Origin of the sequence: Lacibacter sp. (assembly GCF_035299325.1) — a bacterium.
In the GTDB taxonomy this organism is placed as follows: Bacteria; Bacteroidota; Bacteroidia; order Chitinophagales; family Chitinophagaceae; genus Lacibacter.
Genome location: NZ_DATGWT010000025.1, coordinates 56972 through 73442, shown reverse-complemented (window position 1 = coordinate 73442; position 16471 = coordinate 56972). Strand labels below are relative to the sequence as shown.

Below are 16471 nucleotides of genomic sequence, written 5' to 3'. Positions count from 1 at the left end.
AAAAAATCGACGTATGGTTATTTCACATCTACCAAAAAACTTCCAAGATCAACCACATCTCCCTCTCCCATCCTGAACTGCTGCAGGTCTTCAATGCTCAGTTCTTCTAATACTTTGGTGGTGTAAACGGGTTTGCCATTTTTCATGATCATAAAATAAAAATCGGGCCTGGCCTCATTAAACGCTGCATCGTTTACAAACGCATCATGTGCAAAAGCAATGCGTATGTGGCCATCAGCATCCAAACGGCTTTCCCCTAAGAAATCATCATCAGCAATATCACGATCATATAGTCTTACGGTAAAATCATCGCCATGTAAAGGAGCATCATCTCCCTTCTCTATAAATCGGGCGGTAACTACAAGATCCGGCTCTTTGTTAAGTGTAAAATCGCTCATAGTGCATTTTTGTTTGGGTAAACAATGTGGTGAAATACAGTATTTTTACACGGTTACATAACGCATGCCGCATGAAAGCGCCACATCATAAATATACTTTCTTTTTACAATTGCTCCTTTGCTTTTTTCTTATTTCTGCAAACAACGGCTGTAATAGAAAACAAGCGATGGCATCATCATCAAATGAAGAAAAAAAAGTAAGTGAAAGCCCCCGGCTACTTTACCTGACTATCGAATCCACTATTGATTCTGTTACAGGCAACCCAAACATAAAGATCATTCAGCAACAACTTGTAAATGGAGAATTAAAAGGAGATGCTGATCCAACATCAAAACACGGCGACTGGCAAATTTCTCTGCTCGACAGTAAAGGAAAACGTATAGATTCGCTCATTATCGAAGATCCACATATTCGGGATATGGAGTATGTAAATGAGAAAGGTGAGTTTGCAATACGAAAAATTCAGTATATCAGAACTGAAGTGCCGTTCAGGTTCAACTACTCTTCAGCTGTAAAGGAAATTGAAGTAATAGAGATAACGGGAGATTTGAAGAATAAACCGCTCTTTCGTTCAGTACTGATTTTATAATTTTTATCTGAAAAGCAACGTCTGTCCTGTCGATCGAATCAATTCTGTGTGACCAATTACCAAACAAACTGAGCACATGAAAAGTTTTACAAACCTTATAATCTTCCTCTTCCTCTCTTCAACTGCAACAGCACAGGTATTTACGGTTGATACCATCAGTAAAACCGGTCCATTAGAAAAACGTATCAATCTTGTTTATCTCGCCGATGGTTATACTGCCGGCGAGCAAGCCAAATTCATAAACGATGTCATCAGCATCAACGACAAACTCTTCAACACAGTTCCTATAAAAGAATACAAGAACTATTTTAATGTATTTGCGATCAGGGTTATTTCGATTGAAAGCGGCGTGAAACACCCAATCACCGCAAGCGATTGCCCATCTGCTGCCACACATCCTCAATCAAATCCCAATAATTATTTTGGAACAACTTTCGATGCAGGTAACATTCATCGTTTAGTTGTGCCATCGAGCTATGCCAATATCAATTCTGTACTTGCCACCAATTTCCCATTATATGATCATGCATTCATTGTGGCAAACACTAGTTTCTATGGTGGCTCCGGCGGAACCGTCGCAACAAGTACTACAAATACCAACGCAGCCGAAATTATGATCCATGAAATAGGTCATTCGTTTGCCAGACTGGCTGATGAATATTGGGCAGGCCCACAATACGCACTTGAAAAACCAAACATGACTGCACAAAGCAGCCCGGCTTTGGTAAAATGGAAAAATTGGACCGGCGCACCCGGCATTGGTGTTCATCAGCATACCGGTGGAACCGGCTGGTATAAACCTACAACCGGTGGCACTTGCAAAATGGAGGCGCTGGGTGCTGTCTTTTGCAGTGTATGTAAAGAAACATTTGTTGAACGGATACATGAACTATCCTCACCTCTTGATAGTTATTCACCTTCAAATGCAACAACATTCAACGTTTACAGTACAGTTGGTTTTAAGTTGAACCTGCTGCAGCCTGTTCCCAACACATTAAAAGTTCGTTGGTTGGTTAATACGGAGGAGAAAGCATTGAACACCGATACATTTACTTTACTGCAAGGCAGTTTGGTAAATGGAAATTACACTTTGCTTGCTAGTGTTGCAGATACAACGCAACTATCACGTGCCGATAATCATTTAACCATTCACACAACAAACATCAGTTGGCAAGTAAGTATGATAACTGGTGTGCAGGAACCTGATGTATTCAGAGCCAGTTTAAAAATATTCCCGAACCCTTTCAGCGAAAGCCTGATGTTGCAATACAAATTGGAACGAAGGTCAGCAGTGAGTGTGCAATTGATCTCCATGAATGGAACCAGCACACACCTGATCCAGGAAAAAAATCAACCCGCCGGCTCTTATTCAATTCCTTTCACACTAAATAAATATCAACTGGCTGAAGGTGTTTATACAATTGTGTTCAAGATCAATGGAGCAACCATTGCAAAAGAATTGATCAAACTGCAATAAAAAAGCACAAAGAAAAATCTCTGTGCTTAAAATATTTATTGAATAGCCCCCTCATACTTCGGGATGACTACTTAATTGAACATCTTAATCATCCAGTTTCAACACTGCTAAGAAAGCTTCCTGCGGCACTTCCACGTTACCGATCTGGCGCATACGTTTCTTACCTTCTTTCTGCTTTTCCAAGAGCTTACGTTTACGGCTGATATCACCACCATAACATTTCGCAGTTACATCTTTACGCATGGCACTGATGGTTTCACGGGCAACAACCTTTGCTCCAATAGCTGCCTGTATAGCGATCTGGAATTGCTGACGTGGAACTAATTCCTTCAACTTTTCACAAAGCTTGCGACCAAATTCCTGTGCACGACTACGATGGATCAATGCACTCAAAGCATCCACTTTATCGCCATTCAACAGCACATCCATTTTAATGATATCTGCATCACGATAACCAATGGGATGATAATCGAACGATGCATAACCACGGGTTTGCGATTTCAGCTTATCATAAAAATCAAATACTATCTCTGTCAACGGCATTTCAAACATCAGTTCAACACGTGTTGGTGTGAGGTAGCTTTGATTGATCAGGATTCCACGCTTACCTAAACAAAGCGTCATGATGTTACCAATGTAATCGGGCTTGGTAATGATCTGTGCTTTAATAAAAGGTTCTTCAATCCTGTCCATAGCCGTTGGTTCCGGCATTTGTGTAGGGTTATTCACCTGTATCTTTTCGCCCCGAGTGGTATACGCAATAAAACTTACGTTGGGTACAGTGGTGATTACTGTTTGATTGTACTCACGTTCTAAACGCTCCTGGATAATTTCCATGTGCAGTAAACCAAGGAAGCCGCAACGGAAACCAAAGCCAAGCGCTTGTGATGTTTCCAATTCAAACGTTAATGAAGCATCGTTCAACTGGAGTTTATCCATGCAATCACGTAACTCTTCAAAATCTTCTGTAACAACGGGGAATATCCCGGCAAACACCATTGGCTTTACTTCCTGGAAACCTTGAATAGGTTCCTGCGTAGGATTTGATGCAAGTGTAATAGTATCACCCACTTTCACCTCTTTGGCATTTTTTACACCGGTAATAATATAACCAACATCACCGCAGGTGACTTCTTTCTTTTCTGTCATCTTCAATTTCAGGATACCGATCTCGCTGGCTTCGTATTCCTGACCGGTACTTACAAACTTCACCTTATCACCTTTTCTGATCTTTCCGTTGCGAATACGATAGTAAACAATTACACCACGAAAACTATTAAACACGCTATCAAAGATCAACGCCTGTAATGGCTCATCGGGCTTACCAACCGGAGGCGGAATACGCTCAACAATGGCTTCCAGTATTTCTTCAATACCAATTCCTGCACGGCCACTGGCCAACAAAATTTCTTCAGGTTTACAACCGATCAATTCTACGATCTGGTCTTTTACTTCCTCAATCATCGCCCCGTCCATATCAATTTTGTTGATCACGGGAATGATCTCAAGGTTATTATCGATTGCTAAGTATAAATTCGAAATGGTTTGTGCCTGGATACCCTGTGCCGCATCAACCAGCAACAAAGCACCTTCGCAGGCAGCCAGTGCACGGCTCACTTCATAGCTGAAGTCAACGTGACCGGGAGTATCGATCAGGTTCAGGATATACTCCTGACCATCTTTGTGTTTGTAATTTATCTGGATGGCGTGGCTCTTGATGGTGATACCTTTTTCACGTTCCAGGTCCATATCGTCCAAAACCTGGTCCATCATATCACGGTCGCTGATGGTGCCGGTGGTTTGTAATAAACGATCCGCCAGGGTACTTTTTCCGTGGTCAATATGCGCAATGATGCAAAAATTTCTGATATTCTTCATTCAAATCTCCTTCATTTTCAAGGCGGCAAAGATAGGTGAAAAGAGCGAGTGGAAAGTAGTGTGTTTGAGGTGGGGATAAAGTGAAGAAAGGCAATGATAAGGTTGAGTTTTAAACCCTTTTAGACCAACACAATTGATAGAAGACAAATTTGTTCCGGAATGATCACGAAGCAGGTGAAAAAAGTCTGTTAACCTGAATAACAGAATAGCGGATTTTTTTTATCTTCCTGCTAAACTTGCCATAAATGGATACTGCCCAATTACCAAATGTATTGCTGCAAATAACTACCCTTAAACAACAAGGCCTGAGCAACGAGGAAATTCTTCAACGTTTATTGGAAACCGGGTTACCTGGTGAGGCGGCACAGCAATACGTCAATGAATGGAAAAAACTCCGCATTGAAAAGAAACGCAATGCAGCTTTTGTGTACTGTGGTATTGGCGTGTTCCTGTTAACAACGGGATTTCTTTTCACTGTATTCCTGTTCAGCAATAACAGCAATTTCAATTTTGCTTTATACGGTCTCACCATCATAGGGCTTGTATTGGTGTTTAAAGGGCTCATTGACTTGATGAGTTAAGACCTTTAGAAATCATACGTAAAACTCAACACGCTCCAGCCATTACGATAGTTGCCATCGCCAAACATAAACAACTGCTCAATGTGGTTGTATTCTTTTCCCACAAGCTGCTGTGGTATTGAAGCAAAGAAACTTTCGCTCTCAAACATTCCATTGGCGATAACGCAATGATCGCCATTACAGGTCCATGATTTTGCGGCAACTGCATTCAATCCTTTGTAATAGATCTTCTCAACGGTGAGATCGATCCATTTAGCACCAACATTATACAAACCAAGAAACGTATCTTCCGGACGAATACCCATTACTGCGATCACACCATTCCCTCCATCTTTCATAAATACACGGGGCACCCAGTTTACATCTTTAACAGCAGAAGGAGCCGCATAAACTAATCCCGTTTTGCTATTAGCAGGTTTGTTTATCTTTTTTACATACATCGAACGGTGACTGTTCATCAGTTTCTTTGTATACAACCTGATCTCCATTGTTGCAGCTCCGTTTGTTAATGAATCAAGCGAAATAATAAATTTCCCGGTCTCTTTCTTCATGTTCTTTTGAACACGCTGTCCATTTACATTCCACCAGATATAAGCTGAATCTGTATTATCATCTGTGAGATATGCATTATCCAATTGAATAACAAGATCTGCAGGGGCTGGTGAAGGCACCGGCACAACAGGTGTTTTTTTACAGGCAACAAAAAGCAGCAACGTAATTGATGTAATGAATAAGGTTAATTTGTATGTCATGGCTATCTGTGTGACTCCACATATGGAAGAAACGTTGCAAAAGTAGTTTGCATATCCTCCCTTTACTATCGCATAAACATGTGAGATTACAAAAGATTGTATATGTAAACGGTGAATTTAATCAGTTAATGCTTCTTATCTTCCATCCTTCTAAAAAAATCAAATCAGCATGAGAAGTTTTTTAATTATTACCTCCCTTTCCCTGTTCACATTTGCAACAGCACAAAAGAAACTGACTGTTACCAAAGATGATCAGTTCAAAACACAGGCATCAACGTCTATTCAATCGAATTACGATCAGTATAAAACTATGGCGTTCCAGATATGGGATTATGCCGAAGTTGGTTATAAAGAAGTAAAAAGCAGTGCACTCTTACAACAAACATTAAAAGACAATGGCTTTAATGTTGAAGCCGGTGTGGCAGGTATACCAACAGCATTTGTTGCTACGTACGGCAGTGGCAGCCCGGTGATTGCTATTCTTGCAGAGTTTGATGCATTGCCCGGCTTATCACAAACCAATGCGCCGGAAAAAATCAGTGCCGGTAAAGATGCAGGACATGCATGTGGTCATCATTTATTTGGTGTTGCTTCTGTTGCATCGGGTATTGCTATTAAGAAATTAATTGAAGAGAAAAAGTTCACCGGCACCATTAAGGTATTCGGCTGCCCTGCAGAAGAAGGCGGCAGCGGCAAAGTGTATTTAGTGAGAGCAGGATTATTTAAAGATGTGGATGTGGCTATTCATTGGCACCCCGGAAATGAAAATGGCGTAACCATGACAAGTGCCTTGGCAAACATGAGTGCCAAGTTTCGTTTTCGTGGCATTTCTGCACATGCAGCAGCATCGCCTGAACGTGGCCGCTCTGCATTGGATGGTGTTGAAGCTATGAATAATATGGTGAACATGATGCGTGAACATATTCCGCAGGAAACACGTATTCATTATGTAATTACTAATGGTGGTAAAGCGCCCAACGTAATTCCTGATTTTGCAGAAGTATATTACTATGTGCGTCACCCAAAGAGAGACCAGGTGCAAAGCATTTTTAATCGTGTAGTAAACACAGCTAATGGAGCAGCAATTGGCACCGATACCAAAATGGAATTTGAAATGATCGGTGGCACACATGACCTGTTACTCAACAGAACATTGGCCGAAGTGATGCAGAAAAATTTAGAAAAAACAGGTGGCGTGCAATACACAGCTGCAGAAGTTGATTTCGGGAATAAACTCCAGGCGACTTTTGGATTCCCCGCTCCTCCTGTTGCAAATGCAGGTATAATAAAACCATTGAAAATTGAAATGGACGCAGGCGGTGGCAGTACCGATGTGGGCGATGTAAGTTATGCAGTACCAACTGTTGGACTGCGTTCAGCTACATGGGTATCAGGAACTGCAGCACATAGCTGGCAGGCTGTTGCATGTGGCGGTACGGAGATCGGTACGAAGGGAATGATGGTATCTGCAAAAACTATGGCCTTAACTGCGATTGATCTGTTTCTTCATCCGGAGTTGATTGAAAAAGCAAAAGTAGAATTCAAACAACAGGTTGGTACTTATCAATACAAAGCATTATTGGGCGATCGTAAACCAGCTTTGAATTACAGGGATTAAAAGATATACATCTACTTAAGTATGCCATACTTCTTATACTTTCTTAATGAAAGAAACAAGTAGATAAGTCTGGCATACTTATCTGCACATTCATTTATCTTGCGGCACTTTAGCTAATTGCATTCGCATGTTTACATTTACCGATTCGAGTCTTGAGGCGCTCTCTGTACATTATATCGACCAGGAAGGACAAATTGTTTTAACGGAAGAAGGTTTTCCTTTAGCTGACATAGATCTTCGTGACCTGCTCAGCCGATTCTTTTTAACTGCATTTAAAGAAGAGCAGCAATACCAGTTTGTACACGAAACCGATTTGAAGTACAATGAAATGTATGCGTATTGCAAAGCAGTATTTCAAAAGCCTGACAGTCTGCATGAGCAATCAGTAGCTATGGCGAAACATCTTGCTGCCGCAAGTACTCATCCCGGGATCAAACCCGGTGAATTATTTACTGCTTATTTTAGAAACTTAAGTTTTGACAGTAAAACAGTTGATGGCATTGTACTCATCAAAGCAGAAAACAAGAAAGATTTCCTGTTGGTTGATCTGATGCGTGATCAACTGGATATTCAATCAAAAAAAGGACTTGATCCAAACAAAGCAGACAAAGCCTGTGTTATTCTCAATACTGAAGCAGAAGATGGTTATCGACTGTTTTTGATTGATCACACCAACAAAGGCAACGAAGCTATTTATTGGAAAGAAGATTTTTTAGGTGTGAAAGAATGCGCTGATAGTTTTGCATTCACGAAAAACTTTTTATCTGTTGCCAAAGAATTTATTGTAAACAATATGCCTGCTTCTTTTGAAACATCCAAGGCTGATCAGGCGGGAATGTTGAATAAATCGGTCGCTTATTTTAAAGAAAATGAGAATTTCAATATCAGTAATTTCCAGGAAGCAGTATTCCGTGAACCCGAATTGATTGAATCATTTCAGCAGTTCGGCTCATCATATCTGCATGAACATAATTTGGAAATTGCAGATTCATTTGCTATCTCCCCTTCTGCGGTAAAAAAACAGGCGAGGGTGTTTAAAAGTGTCATTAAACTTGATCGTAACTTTCATATTTATATTCATGGTAACCGTGAATTAATTGAACAGGGTTATGATGAAGTAACGGGCCGCAGGTTTTACAAAATATACTTCGACCAGGAAATGTAAATTGAATCGTATTTAAAACAGCACATATGATTGCAAAAGCCACAAACGAAGATATCCCTCAAATTGTTGAACTGCTCAATAGTGCATACCGTGGAGAAAGTTCCAAAAAAGGCTGGACAACAGAAGCTGATCTGATTGCCGGTGAACGGCGTACGGATTTTGCTAACGTAAAACAAGTCATGGATCAACAGGGCAGCATTATTCTCAAATACACCAATGAAGAAGGAAATATCATTGGCACGGTGAATCTTCAGCAACACGATCGGGGTGTTTATCTCGGAATGTTTGCCGTCTCGCCCAACCTGCAAGGCGGCGGCATTGGCAAACAACTACTTAAGGCAGCCGACGAACATGCAAAAACGGTTGGCTCAAAGAAAATCTATATGTCGGTGATATCAGTTCGAAAAGAATTGATCGACTGGTACAAACGCCATGGTTATGCTGAAACTGGCGAGCGAAAACCTTTCGTGGAAGATGATCTTACAGGTAAACATTTGCAAAAGCTCGAATTTCTGATTCTGGAAAAAAATATTTAAGTGGATTCACTTATTTTCGTGGAAACTTACAACTTATGGATTTGCATCAACAATTTGAACAGGCTGTAGCCGACAGTAAAGAACTCAGCGAAAAGCCAAGTAACGATACACTGCTTCAACTCTATTCACTTTACAAACAGGCAAGTGAGGGCGATGTAAATGTTGAAGCGCCATCTAATCCATTTGATTTTGTGGCCAAAGCGAAGTACGAAGCATGGGATGCATTGAAAGGCAAAAGCAAAGAAGCCGCCATGCAGGAGTACATTGAACTTGTTTCAAAACTGAAATCCTGATTTAATTTTTCACAAGCAGATCCTGGTACCAATCCAGTAACTGTTTACCGATAATATGTTCATTAAACTGATTAGCTGCTGTTGCAGCTATTTCTGTTTTATTGTACTTCATTTTCTGTTGCAGGAAATCTTCTAATGAATTTTCGAGTGCATTTGTATCACCGGGAGCAATTAAAACACCATTCGATGAATTTACCAGCTCGGCTATTCCGCCAACATCCGATGAAATAACGGGTAAGCCACAACATAATGCTTCATTGATCACACAAGGAAGGTTTTCATAGTTACTGAAATGCACCAATGCATCTGCTGAACGCATACATTCTGCAACAGCATTATAAGGTAAAGTTCCTTTCCAGTTTACATGATCAGAAATACCAAGTTGCTTTGCCAGTTCAATATTCTCTTTAAGCTTAGGGCCAACAAACCACATTTCCCAATGAGTATTGTTTTCTTTCAGCGCTGCCAATGCATGTAAAATCCCCTTAACGTTTTTCAATTCATGCATCATTGACACATGAATAAACCGGGGATATTTATTTTTATTCTCAAGCGGATGAAAAACATTTGAGTCAACAACGTTGCGGATAAGTTTTGTTTGCTTGATATTGAACAAAGAGCTTAAACGTTTCAGCAACCAATCTGATACTGAACTTACTGCAGCCGCTTTTTCAAATGATTGTTTTGTCACAAACCTGAAATAGCGGTTACGAGTGAAATAATTCTCCGGGATATGTTCAAAGTAAGCGGAGCTATGTTCGGTAACAACAAATGGAATGTTATGTTCTTTTTCCATTTGAACGGCAATTGAGCCTGCTTTAACAGGCACATGAAGGTGAATCAGATCAGGCTTTCCGTTTTTGCTGATGTAATCAGCCATAAGTTTTTTATACAGCGATTGATATTGCTTATTGAAGAGAAGCTTTCGTAAAAAGCTGATTGTTGTTTTTGGCAAAGGCAAAAAGTAAACAGAAGAACGTAACTGGCCTTCCTGCTTTTCTTCCGTCCGAAAATTTGTTTCTTTTTTAAAAAAGTTGAAATTCTGTACTACATGTATTACATCAACCTGGATGTATAACGACAAAGCTTTTGCCTGACGTTCAATAAAATCACCATCGTAAGGATCTACGCTGTGCGGATACCAACTGCAAAGCCAGAGTACTTTCATGAAACATCTGTTTTGCGTGAAGATATTTTTTCCATCAGCAACTTATAAAAAAGCTGCCCATCTTTTTTACGGAAGAAAAGAAAATCGGCAAAGCGGCTTTTGTATTCTTTGCGATGCATCAGTAAAATAAAGCTCATGTAACAGACATAACCAACACTGCTCACCATAGCTGCACCGGTAATACCAAAGCGTGGAATCACAAGCATATCGCCAACAACAATAATCGTGAGAGCTACCAGATTCCCTTTAAAATTCACACTCAATACCTTTTTCCCACTATAATATGCAGCCAATAAATGAATAACTGAATAAGAAAGAATGGCCGGCACCAGCAATACAAAAGGCAGGTACATGTTATTAAATGTTTCACCAAAAACCAAAGGAAACAACCAATAGCCAGATGCAATCAATCCCAAACAGGCGATACAGTATGACAAAATCAACCCACGGGAGAGCAATTGCATTTTTTCATTCATCTCTTCTCTCCTACCCGATGCGGTCATTGGAAAAACCACCGATGCAAGTATAGATGGAATTATAAAGAACAGTTGCGCAAGTTTGCATGCCTGTATATAATTTCCCAGATCAGCATCAGTACAATATTTGTTCACAAACCAATAATCGATCCTGTACATTAAAAAAGTCATGGAGTTTGTTACAACAGCGATAAATGCAAACGATAAAAAAGGTTTGATCAGCTGTGCGGGGATTCGTTTCAAATCACTCAACCTGAAATAACGAAATAAGAAAGCAACCATCAACAAAAAACCCTGCATAAAAAATCCAAGAAAGTAAAGTTGTACATAGTTTTCATTACTCATGAAACTTTTTACCCACTCATTATTCGGCACGAGTATGACCAGCAGAATATTAACTATTACCAGTAACAGATTAGGCAGTACAAAATCCATCTTTGCATAAAACAAAGCAACAAAAAAAGTAATGAGTAGATTGCCTGTAAGAAACACAGTGGCTGAAAAATGAAATCCAGCCAATTGCAATATCCCTTCTTTTGGCACCCCCATCGATCGAATGATGAACCAACCCGGCAACATGATCAGTATGGTCCATGCAACAGAAATAGCAGCAAGTTGTGTTTCGTTCATTTTTTGTTGCGAGAGATAATAGCCCATCGGCGCCTCCAGGCAAAGACTGATAATGATGAGCGTAAAAGCGAGCAGGTTAATTATGTAATAAATCTGACCACTGCCGTCCGATTGAAAATGTCTTGCCACAAGGATATTGAGCAACATCACCGAAACAAAGTAAAACCCACGCCATAAAATACTCTTGGAAAGTGCTGTTGCAAGTTTCATACTCAGGATAGTCAGTTTCAAATATAGAGCGAATAGGTTGTACAAAAAACAATATTTGCCATATCAGTAACGGCTAATATCTCTACAAAGCTTCATTTCTGTAGTTTTACAGATATTTGAATATGGCATCATCCCGAAGCCGGCGTAACAGCCTCGCAAAAGAAAATAAAGAAACCGGGCTTAGCGTAAACAGTAAGCAAAGCGGTGGTCGTTTTTTTCAAAAAGACGGTCGCCCCAATATACGTTTCCGTGGCATCTCGTATCTGCAACGGTTTAGTGTGTTTCAATACATGTTAAAGATCCCGTCCTGGAAATTTATTTCACTGGTTGCAGTTGCCTATGTTGTGGTAAACCTATTCTTTGCCTTCGTTTATTTTATGGTGGGCGTGCATCACCTGGGCGGTATGGAAGAAATAACAGTGATGGGCAAATTCTGGGAAGCTTTTTTCTTTAGCACGCAAACACTGTCAACTGTTGGCTATGGGCATGTCTTCCCTGATTCGTTAACTTCTAATACAATTGCCGCTGTTGAATCTTTTACCGGTATTTTGATGCTTGCATTAGCAACGGGTTTGATCTATGGTCGATTTTCGCAACCAAAGGCATACATCAAATACAGCAACATTGCTTTGTTTTCTCCTTTTAAAGATGGCTATGCGTTGATGTTTCGATTTGCACCTTTTAAACAACACTTTTTAACTGATGTTGAAGTAAAGGTTACCTGTGTTATGAAATACACAGAGAATGAAACAGAACGGAAAAACACTTTTTACAGTCTTGATCTTGAATTAGCGAAAGCCAATACATTAACAAGCAACTGGACGATTGTACATATGATAAATGAAAAAAGCCCGCTTTATCAGCTAACAAGAAATGAAATTGAGGAAGCAGAAACAGAAATTCTTGTTTTTGTAAAAGGTTACGATGAAGAGTATGCAAACACTGTTGTTAGCCGTACATCATATGTACCGAATGAATTTATTTACGGTGCAAAGTTTAATATGATGTACGAGCCCAGCGAAGACAGCAGCACAACAATACTGCATATGGATAAGCTGGATAGTTATCACGAAGAAAAATTACCTGTAAGCATTTAAGATGAAGACAGAAATTGGCATTGATCTAACAACAGCAGCTGAACATTTAACGAAAGGCGATTTGGTTGCCATACCTACCGAAACTGTGTATGGACTTGCTGCCAATGCACTAAATGAAGATGCAGTTTTGAAAATTTATGCAGCCAAGAACAGACCACAGTTCAATCCGCTAATCATGCATGTAGCCTCATTTGAACAGGCCAGGAAATATATTAAAGACATTCCGATTGAAGCAGAACAATTGGCCGCAGCATTCTGGCCAGGACCATTAACAATGCTGTTCAATAAGCAGGAAGCAGTTCCTGATCTTGTAACTGCAGGAAGTAAACGGGTAGCTATACGTGTTCCAAATCATACATTGACATTACAGTTGCTTTCTCAACTTGATTTTCCTGTTGCGGCTCCAAGTGCCAATCCATCGGGTTATGTTAGTCCAACCACAGCACAACATGTATATGAAGGATTGCATGATAAGATTCCTTATATACTTGATGGCGGTGCATGCGGCGTAGGTGTTGAATCAACTATTGTTGGATGGAATGAAGAAGGCGAAATTGAATTGTATCGATTAGGAGGAATTGCTGTTGAACAGATAGAAGCTGTGATCGGCAAAAAAATAAAGCATCACAAAAAGGTTACTGACAATCCGAATACACCCGGGCAATTGAAAAGTCATTATGCAACACATACTCCGTTGTATTTAGGAAAGATCGATGAGCTGTTGTCAACATTTGCAGGAAAGAAAATCATTCTGATCAACTTCAAAAATCATCATCCCGATATCCCCAAAGAGCAACAGTTCATTTTATCTGCAAGCGGAAGTACAGATGAAGCTGCTAAAAACCTATTCCGTATGTTGCGAGAAGTTGACAGTATGAATGCTGATGTTATTCTTGCAGAACTGTTACCTGAGGAAGGTTTGGGTAGAGCAGTAAACGATCGATTGGAACGGGCTCAATACAGTATGAAAGGTAAATGAATGATGAGTAATCAGTGGTGAGTAGCATCCGATTGTATCAATGCTCAATCTGACTTGCTTCTATCCAGTTCAACCAACTCATTATTCATCACTCATCATTCATCTTTCTTCACCTGCTCATCAGCAATCAAACTATCCTCATCCCAACCTAGATCTTTTACGAGGTGGAGTTGCTTGGTATCCGCTTTAATGATTTCTTCCAGTTCTTCAATGTATTCTCTTGCCTGGTTAATATATTCTTTTTCATTATCCCTGAGCTTCGAAAGATCTTTCAACTTCTGTTCATCGTAGCGGAAGAATGTTCGTGCAGCACGTTGTGCAGTGTAAGCTCTGTGACCAAGAATCTTCATCGCATCCACACCCATGCGGAGTGAGGTATCGATCGTTTCACGATAAATATGAAGGATACCTGCATTCATCTGATCGTACGTATCCTCTCTTGTGCTGCTGCGCACCAGCATTTGCAGATCAGGAAAATGTTTCTTAATGGTTTCGATCATCTGTAACCGTTTCTCCGGATCATCAACAGCAATAATGATCATCTTTGCTTCAGCAGCTCCGGCAGCCAACAGAATATCGTAACGGCTTGCATCACCATAATATACTTTAAAGCCCATCTTGCGTAGAAACTCCACACGGTTACTGTCGATATCCAATACCGTTGTCTTTACACCATGTGCTCTAAGAAAACGTCCGATTGTATTCCCGAAATGACCAAAGCCTGCAATGATCACAGGATTTTTTTCATTTACAGCATCTGCTTCTTTTTCTGTTTTGTTTGATGACAGTCGCTTATCAATAAATGGCAACACAATTTTTTCATTGAGAAAAAAAGCAATAGGTGTTAATGCCATACTGATCGCCACCACAGCCATCAAAACCTCAACATAACCTCTTTCAACAATACCTTCAGTCAACGAAAAACTCAACAACACAAATGCAAACTCTCCCACCTGTGATAAAGAAGAGGAGAAAATAATATTCTGATCGACACGTAACTTGAAAATCTTACCCAATACTAATAACACAACAGCTTTCACAAACATCAATGCTAATACTAATCCAAAGATCAATAACGGTTGATTCATTATCAATTCAAAATTGATGGATGCCCCAACTGCAATAAAAAACAAACCAAGTAACAATCCTTTGAATGGTTCAATATCACTTTCCAACTCGTGCTTGTATTCACTGTTTGCCAGAACAACACCTGAAAGAAATGTTCCCAATGCAGGGCTCAATCCTACCGAAGACATTAACACAGCTATACCAACCACCAATAACAAAGCTGTTGCAGTAAACATTTCACGCAACTGTGTTGCTGCTACTAAACGGAAAATGGGTGGAATCAAATAACGTCCACCAATGATGATAAAACCAATGGCACCTGATACAATCAGGGCTCGCATCCATCCACTTTGGCTTTCTATCCAACCTTCTGCTTCATTTACACTAACATCAGCAGGCGTTAATCCGGCAATAGCAAGTAACGGGAAGAACGCAAGCATGGGGATCACAGCAATATCCTGAAACAGTAATACTGCAAATGCACTTCGTCCCGCTGTTGTACGATTGATCCCTTTCTCAGCAAGTGTTTGCAACACCAATGCCGTTGAACTGAGTGCCAACGCCATTCCGATCGCCAACGACGATTGCCATGGAAGTTTCAAAAAATATGCAATAGCTGATATAATGATGGATGTTATAAGCACCTGTAATCCGCCCAAACCAAGAATAGCTTTTCGTAATTTCCATAGCAATGCCGGTTCCAGTTCAAGACCAATCAGGAATAACATCATCACTACACCAAACTCTGCTGAATGCATCAGGTCTTGCCCTTCGGTGCCAATGAACTGCAAAACAGTAGGCCCAATTAAAATACCGGCCAATAAATACCCGAGCACCGAACCGAGTCCCAACCGTTTGGCAAGCGGCACCATTACCACAGCAGCAGCCAAATACACCATCGCCTGGAAAAGAATTGAATTATTGTCCATCGGTTATGATTGTATTGCGTTAGGAATAGGAACAAGATCGTTCATGTAAATACAACTCTCTATCTCCGGTTTACTGATGCGATCCTGCACAAGTGCCAGTAACATCTGTTCATACTGCAAGGCGTGAAGATCCATATCGGTCTCGGGTAAACGATGTGTACCATGTATCACAAACGGTGGCAGGTATTCAACATCACACAAATAAGCTGTTTGTTGAAAAGGCAGCATGTAATCTGCCAATGAATATTTATTTCTTCCTTCTTCAGTATAAGAATTTTTAGAACCGCCGGTTGATATAGCATGCATGAACTTTTTGCCGGCAAGTGCACGACCTCCTGTACCATATGCCCAGCCATGTTCCAACACAAGATCCTGCCATTGTTTGATAATAGCGGGAGAACTATACCAATAAAATGGGTGTTGAAAGATCACCACATCATGCTGCAGCAGCAAGCGTTGCTCATAAGGCACATCAATATCAAAATCGGGATAGCGTTCATACAGATCATGAAAACGTATATCAGCCGATCTTGGAATGTGCTCAACAAGTCGTTTATGCACTCTTGACTTTTCCATTGCAGGATGTGCAAAGAGGATGAGAACTTTTGCCATAAGCAACGGTGTTT

General features: G+C 40.3%; 16 protein-coding genes. 9 read left to right on the top strand and 7 right to left on the bottom strand.

The window, feature by feature from the left end:
- Positions 1–17 precede the first annotated feature (17 nt).
- A complete protein-coding gene (locus tag VK159_RS14380) occupies positions 18–398 on the bottom strand; it encodes a hypothetical protein (RefSeq protein ID WP_324230849.1) in 381 nt (126 codons plus the stop codon).
- A 167-nt stretch (positions 399–565) separates the two neighbouring features.
- Between VK159_RS14380 and VK159_RS14375 the strand changes: the two genes are divergently transcribed.
- Entirely contained in the window at positions 566–988 is a 423-nt protein-coding gene (locus tag VK159_RS14375; protein WP_324230848.1) for a hypothetical protein, read from the top strand.
- 76 nt (positions 989–1064) lie between these two features.
- Complete coding sequence (locus VK159_RS14370) at positions 1065–2465, top strand: M64 family metallopeptidase (RefSeq protein ID WP_324230847.1); 1401 nt, start codon at positions 1065–1067, stop codon at positions 2463–2465.
- Between the two features lie 84 nt (positions 2466–2549).
- Here the strand turns inward: VK159_RS14370 and lepA are convergent, their stop codons facing one another.
- The gene (gene lepA / locus VK159_RS14365; protein ID WP_324230846.1) at positions 2550–4343 is read right to left on the bottom strand and encodes a translation elongation factor 4; all 1794 of its coding nucleotides are present in this window, start codon (positions 4341–4343) and stop codon (positions 2550–2552) included.
- A 245-nt stretch (positions 4344–4588) separates the two neighbouring features.
- Here lepA and VK159_RS14360 point away from each other — a divergent pair, with 245 nt between their 5' ends.
- Entirely contained in the window at positions 4589–4924 is a 336-nt protein-coding gene (locus tag VK159_RS14360) for a hypothetical protein (protein WP_324230845.1), read from the top strand.
- A gap of 5 nt (positions 4925–4929) precedes the next feature.
- Here the strand turns inward: VK159_RS14360 and VK159_RS14355 are convergent, their stop codons facing one another.
- Positions 4930–5676 (bottom strand): hypothetical protein, encoded by a 747-nt coding sequence (locus VK159_RS14355; protein WP_324230844.1) that lies wholly within the window; start codon positions 5674–5676, stop codon positions 4930–4932.
- 169 nt (positions 5677–5845) lie between these two features.
- Here VK159_RS14355 and VK159_RS14350 point away from each other — a divergent pair, with 169 nt between their 5' ends.
- The 4 genes from VK159_RS14350 to VK159_RS14335 all read left to right on the top strand — a co-directional run bounded on the left by VK159_RS14350 (position 5846) and on the right by VK159_RS14335 (position 9288).
- Complete coding sequence (locus VK159_RS14350; RefSeq protein WP_324230843.1) at positions 5846–7294, top strand: amidohydrolase; 1449 nt, start codon at positions 5846–5848, stop codon at positions 7292–7294.
- Positions 7295–7421: 127 nt separating this feature from the next.
- On the top strand, positions 7422–8459 hold the full coding sequence (locus tag VK159_RS14345; RefSeq protein WP_324230842.1) for a nucleoid-associated protein: 1038 nt from the start codon (positions 7422–7424) through the stop codon (positions 8457–8459).
- Between the two features lie 26 nt (positions 8460–8485).
- The gene (locus VK159_RS14340) at positions 8486–8995 is read left to right on the top strand and encodes a GNAT family N-acetyltransferase (RefSeq protein WP_324230841.1); all 510 of its coding nucleotides are present in this window, start codon (positions 8486–8488) and stop codon (positions 8993–8995) included.
- Between the two features lie 35 nt (positions 8996–9030).
- Positions 9031–9288 (top strand): acyl-CoA-binding protein, encoded by a 258-nt coding sequence (locus VK159_RS14335; protein ID WP_324230840.1) that lies wholly within the window; start codon positions 9031–9033, stop codon positions 9286–9288.
- 1 nt (position 9289) lies between these two features.
- On the opposite strand, the gene VK159_RS14330 is transcribed toward VK159_RS14335, so the two are convergent.
- Both VK159_RS14330 and VK159_RS14325 read right to left on the bottom strand, forming a co-directional pair.
- Positions 9290–10456, bottom strand: coding sequence for a glycosyltransferase (locus VK159_RS14330; protein ID WP_324230839.1), 1167 nt, complete (start codon positions 10454–10456; stop codon positions 9290–9292).
- A complete protein-coding gene (locus VK159_RS14325) occupies positions 10453–11772 on the bottom strand; it encodes a lipopolysaccharide biosynthesis protein (RefSeq protein ID WP_324230838.1) in 1320 nt (439 codons plus the stop codon). Before VK159_RS14325 ends, VK159_RS14330 begins: the two co-directional genes overlap by 4 nt.
- A gap of 122 nt (positions 11773–11894) precedes the next feature.
- On the opposite strand from VK159_RS14325, the gene VK159_RS14320 reads away from it, so the two are divergent.
- A complete protein-coding gene (locus VK159_RS14320; protein WP_324230837.1) occupies positions 11895–12869 on the top strand; it encodes an ion channel in 975 nt (324 codons plus the stop codon).
- A 1-nt stretch (position 12870) separates the two neighbouring features.
- On the top strand, positions 12871–13848 hold the full coding sequence (locus tag VK159_RS14315) for an L-threonylcarbamoyladenylate synthase (protein ID WP_324230836.1): 978 nt from the start codon (positions 12871–12873) through the stop codon (positions 13846–13848).
- 95 nt (positions 13849–13943) lie between these two features.
- On the opposite strand, the gene VK159_RS14310 is transcribed toward VK159_RS14315, so the two are convergent.
- Together VK159_RS14310 and VK159_RS14305 are read right to left on the bottom strand one after the other, a co-directional pair.
- Positions 13944–15845, bottom strand: a complete 1902-nt coding sequence (locus tag VK159_RS14310; RefSeq protein ID WP_324230835.1) for a monovalent cation:proton antiporter-2 (CPA2) family protein — start codon at positions 15843–15845, stop codon at positions 13944–13946.
- A gap of 3 nt (positions 15846–15848) precedes the next feature.
- Positions 15849–16457 carry an NAD(P)H-dependent oxidoreductase gene (locus tag VK159_RS14305; RefSeq protein WP_324230834.1) on the bottom strand — a complete coding sequence of 203 codons (609 nt, stop codon included), beginning with the start codon at positions 16455–16457 and terminating at the stop codon, positions 15849–15851.
- Positions 16458–16471: the final 14 nt, after the last annotated feature.

Excerpts from the sequence above, each read along its gene's own strand:
- VK159_RS14360 (WP_324230845.1), top strand. The coding sequence starts at position 4,589 with ATGGATACTGCCCAATTACCAAATGTATTGCTGCAAATAACTACCCTT.
- VK159_RS14350 (WP_324230843.1), top strand. The coding sequence starts at position 5,846 with ATGAGAAGTTTTTTAATTATTACCTCCCTTTCCCTGTTCACATTTGCA.
- VK159_RS14335 (WP_324230840.1), top strand. The coding sequence starts at position 9,031 with ATGGATTTGCATCAACAATTTGAACAGGCTGTAGCCGACAGTAAAGAA.
- VK159_RS14340 (WP_324230841.1), top strand. The coding sequence starts at position 8,486 with ATGATTGCAAAAGCCACAAACGAAGATATCCCTCAAATTGTTGAACTG.
- VK159_RS14370 (WP_324230847.1), top strand. The coding sequence starts at position 1,065 with ATGAAAAGTTTTACAAACCTTATAATCTTCCTCTTCCTCTCTTCAACT.
- lepA (WP_324230846.1), bottom strand. The coding sequence starts at position 4,343 with ATGAAGAATATCAGAAATTTTTGCATCATTGCGCATATTGACCACGGA.
- VK159_RS14345 (WP_324230842.1), top strand. The coding sequence starts at position 7,422 with ATGTTTACATTTACCGATTCGAGTCTTGAGGCGCTCTCTGTACATTAT.
- VK159_RS14310 (WP_324230835.1), bottom strand. The coding sequence starts at position 15,845 with ATGGACAATAATTCAATTCTTTTCCAGGCGATGGTGTATTTGGCTGCT.
- VK159_RS14375 (WP_324230848.1), top strand. The coding sequence starts at position 566 with ATGGCATCATCATCAAATGAAGAAAAAAAAGTAAGTGAAAGCCCCCGG.
- VK159_RS14355 (WP_324230844.1), bottom strand. The coding sequence starts at position 5,676 with ATGACATACAAATTAACCTTATTCATTACATCAATTACGTTGCTGCTT.
- VK159_RS14325 (WP_324230838.1), bottom strand. The coding sequence starts at position 11,772 with ATGAAACTTGCAACAGCACTTTCCAAGAGTATTTTATGGCGTGGGTTT.
- VK159_RS14380 (WP_324230849.1), bottom strand. The coding sequence starts at position 398 with ATGAGCGATTTTACACTTAACAAAGAGCCGGATCTTGTAGTTACCGCC.
- VK159_RS14315 (WP_324230836.1), top strand. The coding sequence starts at position 12,871 with ATGAAGACAGAAATTGGCATTGATCTAACAACAGCAGCTGAACATTTA.
- VK159_RS14305 (WP_324230834.1), bottom strand. The coding sequence starts at position 16,457 with ATGGCAAAAGTTCTCATCCTCTTTGCACATCCTGCAATGGAAAAGTCA.
- VK159_RS14330 (WP_324230839.1), bottom strand. The coding sequence starts at position 10,456 with ATGAAAGTACTCTGGCTTTGCAGTTGGTATCCGCACAGCGTAGATCCT.
- VK159_RS14320 (WP_324230837.1), top strand. The coding sequence starts at position 11,895 with ATGGCATCATCCCGAAGCCGGCGTAACAGCCTCGCAAAAGAAAATAAA.